General features: G+C 75.1%; 9 protein-coding genes and 1 tRNA gene. 9 read left to right on the top strand and 1 reads right to left on the bottom strand.

The genetic code is table 11. The annotated features are described in order from the left end of the window. Positions 1-38: 38 nt before the first annotated feature. Positions 39-110, bottom strand: a tRNA-Arg gene (locus ACRYR8_RS08055). Between the two features lie 110 nt (positions 111-220). On the opposite strand from ACRYR8_RS08055, the gene argS reads away from it, so the two are divergent. The 9 genes from argS to prmC all read left to right on the top strand — a co-directional run bounded on the left by argS (position 221) and on the right by prmC (position 11,752). Next, the gene (gene argS / locus ACRYR8_RS08050; protein WP_432483869.1) at positions 221-1,885 is read left to right on the top strand and encodes an arginine--tRNA ligase; all 1,665 of its coding nucleotides are present in this window, start codon (positions 221-223) and stop codon (positions 1,883-1,885) included. After that, positions 1,885-3,318, top strand: coding sequence for a diaminopimelate decarboxylase (gene lysA, locus ACRYR8_RS08045; RefSeq protein ID WP_432483867.1), 1,434 nt, complete (start codon positions 1,885-1,887; stop codon positions 3,316-3,318). Before argS ends, lysA begins: the two co-directional genes overlap by 1 nt. Before the next feature lie 105 nt (positions 3,319-3,423). Beyond that, entirely contained in the window at positions 3,424-4,755 is a 1,332-nt protein-coding gene (locus ACRYR8_RS08040; protein WP_432483865.1) for a homoserine dehydrogenase, read from the top strand. After that, on the top strand, positions 4,755-5,849 hold the full coding sequence (gene thrC / locus ACRYR8_RS08035) for a threonine synthase (protein ID WP_432483863.1): 1,095 nt from the start codon (positions 4,755-4,757) through the stop codon (positions 5,847-5,849). The genes ACRYR8_RS08040 and thrC overlap by 1 nt, the downstream gene beginning before the upstream one ends. Positions 5,850-5,913: 64 nt before the next feature. Next, a complete protein-coding gene (thrB, locus tag ACRYR8_RS08030; protein ID WP_432483900.1) occupies positions 5,914-6,855 on the top strand; it encodes a homoserine kinase in 942 nt (313 codons plus the stop codon). A 250-nt stretch (positions 6,856-7,105) separates the two neighbouring features. Beyond that, positions 7,106-9,301, top strand: coding sequence for a transcription termination factor Rho (gene rho, locus ACRYR8_RS08025; RefSeq protein WP_432483861.1), 2,196 nt, complete (start codon positions 7,106-7,108; stop codon positions 9,299-9,301). 180 nt (positions 9,302-9,481) lie between these two features. After that, the gene (gene rpmE / locus ACRYR8_RS08020; RefSeq protein ID WP_432483859.1) at positions 9,482-9,697 is read left to right on the top strand and encodes a 50S ribosomal protein L31; all 216 of its coding nucleotides are present in this window, start codon (positions 9,482-9,484) and stop codon (positions 9,695-9,697) included. 94 nt (positions 9,698-9,791) lie between these two features. Continuing rightward, positions 9,792-10,865 carry a peptide chain release factor 1 gene (gene prfA / locus ACRYR8_RS08015; protein WP_432483857.1) on the top strand — a complete coding sequence of 358 codons (1,074 nt, stop codon included), beginning with the start codon at positions 9,792-9,794 and terminating at the stop codon, positions 10,863-10,865. Continuing rightward, positions 10,862-11,752: a peptide chain release factor N(5)-glutamine methyltransferase gene (gene prmC / locus ACRYR8_RS08010; RefSeq protein WP_432483855.1), complete on the top strand. Its 891-nt coding sequence runs from the start codon at positions 10,862-10,864 to the stop codon at positions 11,750-11,752. The genes prfA and prmC overlap by 4 nt, the downstream gene beginning before the upstream one ends. The last annotated feature ends 27 nt before the right edge of the window (positions 11,753-11,779 follow it).

Raw genomic sequence — 11,779 nt, 5'->3', positions numbered from 1 at the left:
CGGCGCACCCGGTGGGTGCGCCGCCCTCGTGCGGTGGGTGCCCCCGGCAGGACTCGAACCTGCGCACACGGCTCCGGAGGCCGATGCTCTATCCGCTGAGCTACGGGGGCTGACAGCAGGAGCAACCGTACCAGCGTCCGCGGCCGCCCCGGACCACCGGTGCCCTCCGGCCCACCGGTGCGCTCGGGGGGCGGGGGGCCCGCGGGTAGGGTTGTCGCTCGTGACCCCCGCCGAGCTCTCCACCGCCCTGCGGGACGCTCTGATGTCGGCCGTCCAGGCCGGCGAGCTGTCCCTCGACCCCGCCGACGTGCCGGCCGAGGTCCGCGTGGAGCGCCCCAAGAACCGCGACCACGGCGACTGGGCGACCAGCGTGGCCCTGCAGCTGGCGAAGAGGGCCGGCCGGGCGCCCCGCGACGTCGCCGAGCTGGTGCGCGCGCGGCTGGTCCGCGTGCCGGGCGTGAAGGCCGTCGACATCGCCGGCCCCGGGTTCCTCAACGTCACCCTGGACGCCGCCGCGGCCGGCGAGCTGGCCCGCGCGGTCGTCGAGGCCGGCGCCGCCTACGGCACGACGGCCGAGCCCACCGGCGAGAAGGTGAACCTCGAGTTCGTCTCGGCCAACCCCACCGGCCCCATCCACCTGGGCGGCACCCGCTGGGCCGCCGTCGGCGACTCCCTGGCGCGCATCCTCACCGCCGCCGGCGCCGAGGTGACCCGCGAGTACTACTTCAACGACCACGGCGCCCAGATCGACCGCTTCGCCCGCTCGCTGCTGGCCGCGGCGCACGGCGAGCCCACCCCCGAGGACGGCTACGGCGGCGCCTACGTCGGCGAGATCGCCCAGCAGGTCCTGGCGCGGGTGCCCGCTCTGCTGGAGCAGCCGCGCGAGCAGCAGCAGGAGACGTTCCGCCGCGAGGGCGTCGAGCTGATGTTCGGCCAGATCAAGAAGACCCTGGCGGACTTCGGCGTCGAGTTCGACGTCTACTTCCACGAGGACTCCCTGCACACCTCCGGCGCCGTGGAGCGGGCCGTGGCGCGCCTGCGCGAGCTCGGCCGGGTCTACGAGGCCGACGGCGCGACCTGGCTGCGCACCAGCGACTTCGGCGACGACAAGGACCGCGTCGTCCTCAAGAGCGACGGGCAGCCCGCCTACATCTCCGGCGACCTGGCCTACTACCTCGACAAGCGCGAGCGCGGTTTCGACCGCTGCGTGCTCATGCTCGGCGCCGACCACCACGGCTACGTCGGCCGGATGATGGCGATGTGCGCGGCCTTCGGCGACGAGCCGGGCCGCAACCTGGAGATCCTCATCGGGCAGATGGTCAACCTGCTCAAGGACGGCAGGCCGGTGCGGATGAGCAAGCGCGCGGGCACCGTCGTGACGCTGGAGGACCTCGTCGAGCAGGTCGGCGTGGACGCCGCCCGGTACTCCCTCGTGCGCTCCTCGGTGGACACCTCCATCGACATCGACCTGGACCTGCTGGTCAAGCGCAGCAACGACAACCCCGTCTACTACGTCCAGTACGCGCACGCCCGCACCGCGAACGTCGCCGTCAACGCCGCGGCAGCCGGGGTGCGCCGCGAGGACGCCTTCGACCCCTCGCTGCTGACCGACGAGACCGAGTCGCTGCTCCTGGCCGCGCTGGCGGAGTTCCCCTCCGTCGTCGCCCGCGCCGGTGAGCTGCGCGAGCCGCACCGCGTCGCCCGCTACCTCGAGGAGCTGGCGGGGCGGTTCCACAAGTTCTACGACGCCTGCCGGGTCACGCCCCGCGCCGGCGAGGAGGTCACCGACGTGCACCGCACCCGGCTGTGGGTCAACGACGCGACGCGGCAGGTGCTGGCCAACGGCCTGGCGCTGCTGGGCGTCTCGGCCCCGGAGCGCATGTAGTGGCCCGCACCCACGAGGCCGGGCAGCTGCACGCGCCCGGGTCCTCGGCCATCGCCTACGTGCCGGCGTGGCTCACCCCGCCGGCCGACGTCAACGAGCTGCTGCCGAAGCTGTGGGCGCGCACCGTCGAGCGCGACGCCGACGGGGCCCTGCGCGTGGGCGGTGTGGGGGTCGCCCAGCTGGCCGCCGAGCACGGCACCCCGCTGTACGTGGTGGACGAGGCCGACTTCCGCGGCCGGGCGGTGGCGTTCCGCGACGCCTTCGCCGACGCCTTCGCCGAGCTGTGCGGCGGTGCCGACGTCTACTACGCGACCAAGGCGTTCATCGCCACCGGCGTGGCCCGCTGGCTCGCCGAGGACGGCCTGAGCCTGGACACCTCCTCCTCCGGCGAGCTGGAGCTCGGTCTGCGCGGGGGGGTGCCGGGGGAGCGGATCGCCCTGCACGGCAACAACAAGTCGCGCGCCGAGATCGAGAAGGCGCTGCGCGCCGGCGTGGGCCGGATCGTCGTCGACTCCCTGCAGGAGGTCGACGTCGTCGCCGACGTGGCCGCCTCGCTGGGCGTCGTGGCGCCCGTCATGCTGCGCATCACGGTCGGGGTGGAGGCGCACACCCACTCCTACATCGCCACCGCGCACGAGGACCAGAAGTTCGGCCTGTCGCTGTCCTCCGGGGTGGCGGGGGCCGCCGTGGCGAAGGTGCTGGCCCGCCCCGAGCTGCGGCTGCTGGGCCTGCACAGCCACATCGGCTCGCAGATCTTCGACATGGGCGGTTTCGAGGTCTCCGCCCGCCGGCTGCTGGGCCTGCACCGGGCCGTGGAGCGCGAGCACGGCGTGACGCTGCCCGAGATGGACCTCGGCGGTGGTTTCGGCGTCGCCTACACCTCCGAGCACGACCCGCTCCCGCCGCAGGAGATCGCCGGCCGCCTCGCCGAGATCGTGGCCCGCGAGTGCCTGGCGCAGGGCATCGCGGTGCCCCGCATCTCGGTCGAACCCGGTCGTGCCATCGCCGCCCCCAGCACGTTCACGCTCTACGAGGTGGGCACGACCAAGGACGTCGAGCTCGACGGCGGTGTGCGCCGGCGCTACGTGTCCGTCGACGGCGGCATGAGCGACAACATCCGCACCGCCCTCTACGACGCGGACTACTCCGCGACGCTCGCCTCGCGCGGCTCCAGCGCGCCCGGCGTGCTCTCCCGGGTCGTCGGCAAGCACTGCGAGAGCGGTGACGTCGTCGTCAAGGACGAGTTCCTGCCCGCCGACGCGAGCGCCGGCGACCTGCTGGCCGTCCCGGGCACGGGCGCCTACTGCCGCAGCATGGCCAGCAACTACAACCAGATCACGCGCCCGGCCGTGGTGTCGGTGCGCGACGGCTCGGTCAAGGTGCTGGTGCGGCGCGAGACGCCCGAGGACCTGCTGGCGCTCGACGCGGGGTGACGGGGCGGGTGGCGCACGCGCCACCGCGCAGGTGAGAGGGTGTCGTCGGCCCCGTCGGGGCGCTGAGGGGATCGGGACGGTGGAGGGACAGCTGCGGTGGAGCCGGTGAAGGTCGCGTTGCTCGGGTGCGGGGTGGTCGGCACCGAGGTGGCGCGGCTGCTGACGACGCAGGCCGACGAGCTCGCCGCGCGGGTGGGCGCCCCCCTGGAGCTGGTCGGCATCGCCGTGCGCCGCCTGGGGCGCGACCGCGGTCTGCCGGTCGACCCGGCGCTGTTCACCACCGACGCCGAGGAGCTCGTCACCCGCGCCGACGTGGTCGTCGAGGTCATCGGCGGCATCGAGCCGGCCCGGTCGCTGATGCTGCGCGCGATCGAGCACGGCGCCTCGGTCGTGACGGCGAACAAGGCGCTGCTGGCCGCGCAGGGACCGGCGCTGTACGAGGCGGCCGCCGAGCACGGCGTGGACCTGTACTACGAGGCCTCCGTGGCGGGGGCGATCCCGCTGCTGCGGCCGCTGCGCGAGTCGCTGGTGGGCGACCGGGTGACCCGCGTCCTCGGCATCGTCAACGGCACCACCAACTACGTCCTCGACCAGATGGACACCACCGGGATGGGGTTCGCCGAGGCCGTCGAGCAGGCGCAGGCCCTCGGCTACGCCGAGGCCGACCCCACCGCCGACGTCGAGGGCTTCGACGCCGCGGCGAAGGCCGCGATCCTGGCCTCCCTGGCCTTCCACACCCGCGTCGCGCTGGAGGACGTCCACCGCGAGGGCATCACCGGGGTCAGCGCGGCCGACGTGCGCGCGGCGCAGGCGCAGGGCTGCGTCGTCAAGCTGCTGGCCATCGCCGAGCGCAGCAGCGGGCCCGGCGGCGAGGACGCCGTCTCGGTGCGCGTGCACCCGGCGATGATGCCGCGCGAGCACCAGCTGGCCGGTGTGCGCGGGGCGTTCAACGCGGTGTTCGTGGAGGCCGAGGCGGCCGGTGAGCTGATGTTCTACGGTCCCGGCGCGGGCGGGGGCCCCACGGCCAGCGCCGTGCTCGGCGACGTCGTGGCCGTGGCCCGGCACCGTCGCGCCGGCGGTCGCGGCCCGGGGGAGTCGGCCTACGCGGACCTGCCCGTGCTGCCCATGGACGACACGGTGACGCGCTACCACGTGCGCCTGGACGTGGCCGACAAGCCCGGCGTGCTGGCCCAGGTGGCGGGCGTCTTCGCCGCGCACGGCGTCTCGATCGAGGCCGTGCAGCAGCGCCAGGAGCCCTCGGCGGCCGGGGGCAGGGGGCGGGCGGTGCTCGTGGTGGTGACCCACAGCGCGGCGGACGCGGCGCTGTCGGCGACGGTGGACGAGCTGGAGGACCTGGAGATCGTGGACTCGGTGGCCGGCGTGCTGCGTGTGGAGGGCCACGAGGCCCGTGCTGAGGCGAAGGGGGGCGTCGCCTGATGGCGCACGTGTGGCGGGGCCTGATCGAGGAGTACCGCGACCGGCTCCCGGTCACGGGGACGACTCCCGTGGTCACCCTGGGGGAGGGCGGCACGCCCCTGGTGCACGCCCGGCACCTGTCCGAGCGCACCCGCGGGCGCGTCTACCTCAAGGTCGAGGGCTGCAACCCCACCGCGTCCTTCAAGGACCGCGGCATGACGATGGCGATGAGCAAGGCCAAGGAGAACGGTGCCGAGGTCGTCATCTGCGCCTCCACCGGCAACACCTCCGCCTCCGCGGCCGCCTACGCCACGGCCGCGGGCATCCGCTGCGCCGTGCTCGTGCCGGACGGCAAGATCGCCATGGGCAAGCTGTCGCAGGCCGTCGCCCACGGCGCCACGCTGCTGCAGGTCGACGGCAACTTCGACGACTGCCTCACGCAGGCCCGCAAGCTGGCCGAGGCGTACCCCGTCGAGCTGGTGAACTCCGTCAACCCGTACCGCATCGAGGGCCAGAAGACCGGCGCCTTCGAGGTCGTCGACGTCCTCGGCGACGCCCCCGACATCCACGCCCTGCCCGTCGGCAACGCCGGCAACATCACCGCGTACTGGAAGGGCTACTGCGAGTACGCGGCCGACGGTGTCGCGACGAAGCGGCCGCGGATGTGGGGCTTCCAGGCCGCCGGTGCCGCCCCGATCGTCAAGGGGCACCCCGTCGACGAGCCGGAGACCATCGCCACGGCCATCCGCATCGGCCACCCCGCGTCCTGGAGCGGCGCCACCACGGCGCGCGACGACTCCGGCGGGCGCATCGACGCCGTGAGCGACGACCAGATCCTCGCGGCGCACCGGTGGCTGTCCTCGAAGGAGGGCGTCTTCGTCGAGCCCGCTTCGGCCGCGGGGGTCGCGGGCCTGCTGGCGGCCTGCGAGGCGGGCGAGGTGGAGGAGGGCCTGACCATCGTGATCACGGTCACGGGGCACGGGCTGAAGGACCCGCAGTGGGCGCTGGAACTGGCCGGCAGCACGGGCGCGGACGGCCGGCGGCACGCCGTCGAGCCCGTGCGTGTGCAGTCGGACGCGGTGACCATCGCGCGTGCCCTGGACCTCGACGTCTGAGGGGGCACCGGACGTGAGCGCCCTCCCCGTCCCCCCGGCCGCCACCGGGGTGCCCGTGGCCGAGCTGCCCGCGGGCACCGCGACGACCGTGCGCGTGCCGGCCACCAGCGCCAACCTCGGTCCCGGCTTCGACGCCTTCGGCCTGGCGCTGGACCTGCACGACGAGGTCCGCGCGCGCGTGGCGCCCGGCGGGGTGCGGGTGCACGTCCAGGGGGAGGGCGCCGACCGGCTCCCGGACGACGAGCGGCACCTCGTGGCCCGCGTCGCGCTGGAGGAGCTGGCCGCCGCCGGCCGCGCCGTGACCGGGCTGGAGCTGTTCTGCCGCAACGTCATCCCCCAGGGGCGCGGGCTCGGCTCGTCGGCGTCGGCGATCGTGGCCGGCCTGGCCGTGGCGCGCGGGCTGCTCGCCGCGGCGGGCGCGGCCGGCGCGGCCGAGCACGAGGTGCGCGAACGGTTGCTGCTGGAGTCAAGCCGTCGAGAGGGGCACCCGGACAACGCCGCCCCGGCCGTCTTCGGCGGTTTCACGATCGCCTGGACCCGTGGCGACGACCCCACCCGTCCCGAGGCGGTGCGCTCGGTGCGCCTCCCGGTGCACCCGGACGTGCGCGCCGTGGTGTGCGTGCCCGCCGAGCAGCTGGCCACCTCCCGGGCCCGCGCCCTGCTGCCGGCGACGGTGCCGCACGCGGACGCCGCTCTGACGGCCGGGCGCGCCGGGCTGCTCGTGCACGCCCTGACGAGCGCCCCGGAGCTGCTGCTGGACGCCACCGTCGACCGGCTCCACCAGGACCAGCGCGGCCCCGCCATGCCGCGCACGGCCGTCCTGCTGGGGCGGCTGCGCGCGCGTGGTCTGGCCGCCGTGGTCTCCGGGGCCGGCCCCAGTGCCCTGGTGCTGGTGCCCGCCCGGCACGTCGCGGAGGTCGAGGACGTGGCGGCCGCCGAGGGCGGCTGGCAGGTGCTGGCCGTGCCCGTCGCGCAGCACGGGGTGAGCTGGGTCCCCGGCGCCTGAGCCCGGCGCGCCGGGCGGCCGATCGGGGGACGAGGAACGCATCGGCACGCTGTGGTGTTACGATCGTGGCAGCACCTCACCGGCGGGGTCGCGTTCCCCTCATGCGCATGCTCTCCTCGTCGAACGGTGCGCATCCACGATGATTCGCGCTCTCTGTGCGTCCGTGGACACAGTTCCTGCCCGTTGCGGGCAGTCATCGCGACCGTGCCTCTTCTGCTGGCCAGTCGCTGGACGAGGGGGAAGGACCTTCGTGACCGACACCACCGACATCGCCGCGCCCGACGGCGCAGCCGCCGACGCGAGCGCACCCCGCCGCACCGGCAGCCTCTCCGCCCTGCGTCTGCCCCAGTTGCAGGCCCTGGCCGCGGAGCTCGGGATCAGCGGCACCGGCCGCATGCGCAAGGTGGACCTGCTCGCCGCCATCCGTGAGCACCAGGCCGCGGTGCCGCAGCGCTCCGGCCGCCCCGCCGCCGAGGCTCCCGCTGCGCAGCCCGCCGCCGAGGCTCCCACCGCCCAGCCCGCTGCCGAGCCCGCTGCCACGGCCCCCGCCGAGGCCACCGAGCCCGCCACCGGGGCCCCCGCCGAGGCCACCGAGCCCGCCACCGGGGCCCCGGCCGCCACCGGGCCCGCGGTCGAGGCTCCTGCCGCTCCGGTCGCCGAGCGCGGTGGTCGCCGACCGCGCCGCGCCGGCGCTCCCACCGGTGCGCCGCCCGCCACGGGCGGCGACGAGCCGGCCGCCGGTGCCGCGCAGCGTCGTGAGGACGGCGGCGACACCGCCGCCCTGCCGACCCTGGAGGAGCTCACCTCCCGCGCCGAGCGCCCCGAGCGCCTCTCCCGACGCGAGCGGGCCCGCCGCGACCGCGTGCGCGAGCCCGACCAGCAGGTCGAGCTGCCGCCCCTGCCCCGCCGGGAGTCCCAGGCCGACGGCGGCGAGCCCTCGCGCCCCGACCGGGCCGAGCGCACGGACCGCGGTGAGCGCGCCGAGACGCCCCGCACCGACGCTCCTCGCACCGAGGCCCCCCGGGCCGAGCGCGCGGACCGCGGTGAGCGCAGCGAGTCCCCCCGCAGCGAGTCCCCCCGCGGCGACCGGCCCGAGCGCGGGGAGCGGGCCCCCCGCGAGGACCGTGAGCCCCGCGCCGCGTCGGCGGGCGGCTCCGGTCCCGCGGGGGACGACTTCGACGACGAGCGCGGCGGGCGCCGCGGGCGCCGCAACCGCTACCGCGACCGCAAGGGCCGCCGCGGCGGCCGCGACGGCGGTGCTCCCGAGATCGACACCGAGATCAGCGAGGACGACGTCCTGCTGCCGGTCGCGGGCATCCTGGACGTGCTGGACAACTACGCGTTCATCCGCACCTCCGGCTACCTCGCCGGCGCGAACGACGTCTACGTCTCGCTGAACCAGGTCAAGAAGAACAACCTGCGCCCCGGCGACGCGGTGACCGGCGCGGTGCGCCAGCCCCGCGAGGGCGAGCAGCAGGGGCAGCGGGCCAAGTTCAACGCGCTGGTGCGTGTCGACACCGTCAACGGCGCCCCGCCGGAGCAGGCCCGCAACCGGCCGGAGTTCAACAAGCTCACCCCGCTGTACCCGCAGGACCGCCTGCGGCTCGAGACCGAACCGAACATCATGACGACGCGGATCATCGACCTGATGTCCCCGCTGGGCAAGGGGCAGCGCGGTCTCATCGTCGCCCCGCCGAAGGCCGGCAAGACGATGGTCATGCAGGCCATCGCCAACGCCATCACCACGAACAACCCCGAGTGCCACCTCATGGTCGTCCTGGTGGACGAGCGGCCCGAGGAAGTCACCGACATGCAGCGCACGGTGAAGGGCGAGGTCATCGCCTCGACCTTCGACCGTCCCGCCGCCGACCACACCGCGGTCGCCGAGCTCGCCATCGAGCGGGCCAAGCGCCTGGTGGAGCTCGGCAACGACGTCGTCGTGCTGCTGGACTCGCTGACCCGCCTGTCGCGCGCCTACAACATCTCCGCGCCGGCCAGCGGCCGCATCCTCTCCGGCGGTGTGGACGCCTCCGCGTTGTACCCGCCGAAGCGGTTCTTCGGCGCCGCCCGCAACATCGAGAACGGCGGCTCGCTGACGATCCTGGCCTCGGCCCTGGTCGAGACCGGCTCCAAGGCCGACGAGGTCATCTTCGAGGAGTTCAAGGGCACCGGGAACATGGAGGTGCGGCTGTCGCGCCAGCTGGCCGACAAGCGCATCTTCCCGGCCGTGGACGTCCCCGCCTCGGGCACGCGGCGCGAGGAGATCCTCATGTCGCGCGAGGAGCTGCAGACCGTCTGGAAGCTGCGCCGGGTGGTCACCGCCCTGGACGCGCAGGCCTCCATCGAGCTGCTGCTGGACCGTCTCAAGAAGACCCGCAGCAACCTCGAGTTCCTCGTCCAGGTGCAGAAGTCGACGCCCCTGGTCAACAAGGACTCCGACGACTGACCAGCACGACCACCGGTGGCCCGGCGCGGGAATCACCGCGCCGGGCCACCGGTTCCACCAGGTGAGCCGCTCCTGCAGCCCGCTGTGGGACACTGGCTCGACCGCAGGCCCCGGCTCACGCCCGCACCACCCCCTCGGGGAGGGCGACCCGGTGCCGCTCGACGCGACGAGGAGAACACCATGAAGGCCGGTATCCACCCGGAGTACGTGGACACCCAGGTGACCTGCACCTGCGGCAACACGTTCACCACCCGCAGCACCTCGACGAGCGGCGAGCTCCGCGCCGACGTGTGCAGCGCCTGCCACCCGTTCTACACGGGCAAGCAGAAGATCCTGGACACCGGCGGCCGCGTCGCCCGCTTCCAGGCGCGCTACGCCAAGAAGACCGCCAAGTAGCACGCTCGCAGCGCCGGTCCCACCGCCCTCCCGGGCGGAGGGGCCGGCGCTGTCGCGTTCCCGCACACACCCCTCGTCCCGGGAGGCTCCCGCAGTGTTCGAGTCCGTCCAGCCGCTGCTCGACGAGCACGCCGAGCTGGAACGCCGGCTGGCCGACCCCGCGGTGCACGCCGACGCGGCCCTGGCGCGCACGCTGGGCCGGCGCTACGCGGAGCTGGGGGCCGTCGTGGACGCCCACGGCACCTGGCGCGCGGCAGCCGGCGACGCCGGTGCCGCACGCGAGCTGGCCGCCGAGGACCCCTCCTTCGCCGCCGAGCTGCCCGCGCTGGAACGGGCCGCCGACGAGGCCGCCGAGCGCCTGCGCCGCCTGCTGCTGCCCCGCGACCCCGACGACTCCCGCGACGTCATCCTCGAGATCAAGGCGGGGGAGGGGGGCGAGGAGTCCGCCCTGTTCGCCGGCGACCTGCTGCGCATGTACCTGCGCTACGCCGAGCGCCGCGGCTGGACCACCGAGCTGCTGGGCTCCACCGACAGCGAGCTGGGCGGTTACAAGGACGTCTCCGTGGCCGTGAAGACCCGCGGCGCCGCAGCCGAGGGCGTGTGGAGCCGGCTGAAGTACGAGGGCGGGGTGCACCGCGTGCAGCGCGTGCCCGTCACCGAGTCCGCCGGGCGCGTGCACACCTCCGCCGTCGGCGTGCTCGTGGTGCCCGAGGCCGAGGAGGTCGAGGTGCAGGTGGACCCGGGCGACCTGCGCGTCGACGTCTTCCGCTCCTCCGGGCCGGGAGGCCAGAGCGTCAACACCACCGACTCGGCGGTGCGCATCACGCACCTGCCCACCGGCATCGTCGTCAGCTGCCAGAACGAGAAGTCGCAGCTGCAGAACCGGGAGCAGGCGCTGCGGATCCTGCGGGCGCGCCTGCACGCCGCCGCGCAGGAGGCCGCCGACGCCGAGGCGTCGGCCGCTCGGCGCTCGCAGGTGCGCACGGTGGACCGCTCCGAGCGCATCCGCACCTACAACTTCGGTGAGAACCGCATCGCCGACCACCGCACCGGGTTCAAGGCGTACAACCTCGACACCGTCCTGGACGGCGACCTGGACCCGGTGATCCAGTCCGCCGTGGACGCCGACGAGGCGGCCCAGCTCGCCTCGGCGGGTGCCCCCGCGTGAGCGACGACGACACGGTCACGACGGCCCCGGGGGGGACGGTCCGGGCGCTGGTCGAGCGAGCTGCGGCCCAGTTGGCCGCGGCGGGCGTGCCCAGCCCGCGCACGGACGCCGAGGTGCTGCTGGCTCACGACCTGGGCGTGGACCGCTCGCGCCTGGGGGTGCTGGCGGCGCTGGGTTCCGCGGTCGCGCCGGTGCGCTTCGCCGACCTGGTGGCCCAGCGGGTCCAGCGCGTCCCGCTGCAGCACCTGACCGGTCGCGCGCCGTTCCGCTCGCTGGAGCTGGCGGTCGGCCCGGGGGTGTTCGTGCCCCGTCCCGAGACCGAGGTCGTCGCCCGGTTCGCCGTGGACGAGGCCGCCCGCCTGGTGGCGGCGGGCGGGCGGCCGGTCGTGGTGGACCTGTGCACCGGCTCGGGGGCGATCGCCCTGGCCGTCGCCGTGGAGGTGCCCGCCGCGCGGGTGCACGCGGTCGAGCTGGACCCCATGGCCCACGCCTGGGCGCGCCGCAACGCCGACGAGCTGGCCCCCGCGCTGGACCTGCGCCTGGGGGACGCCACGAGCGCGTTCGAGGACCTCGACGGCACGGTGGACGTCGTCGTCAGCAACCCCCCGTACGTGCCGCCGGGGGCGGTGCCGCAGGAGGTGGAGGTGGCCCGCCACGACCCGGAGGCGGCTCTCTACGGCGGCGGCGACGACGGGCTGGAGGTGCCCCGGCGGGTGGTGGCCGCGGCGGCCCGCCTGCTGCGGCCGGGGGGGTTCGTCGTCGTGGAGCACGCCGAGGTGCAGGAGCACGGCGCGCGCAGGATGTTCACCGGGCCGGCGTGGCGGGACGTCGCCGGCCACCGCGACCTCACCGGCCGTCCCCGCTGCACCAGCGCCCGGCGGGCGTGAGCGTCCCCACCCGCTGCCCCGGCGCGT

Source organism: Kineococcus esterisolvens (genome assembly GCF_050871405.1).
Classification (GTDB): domain Bacteria; phylum Actinomycetota; class Actinomycetes; order Actinomycetales; family Kineococcaceae; genus Kineococcus.
This window is presented reverse-complemented; position numbering and strand designations above follow the sequence as displayed.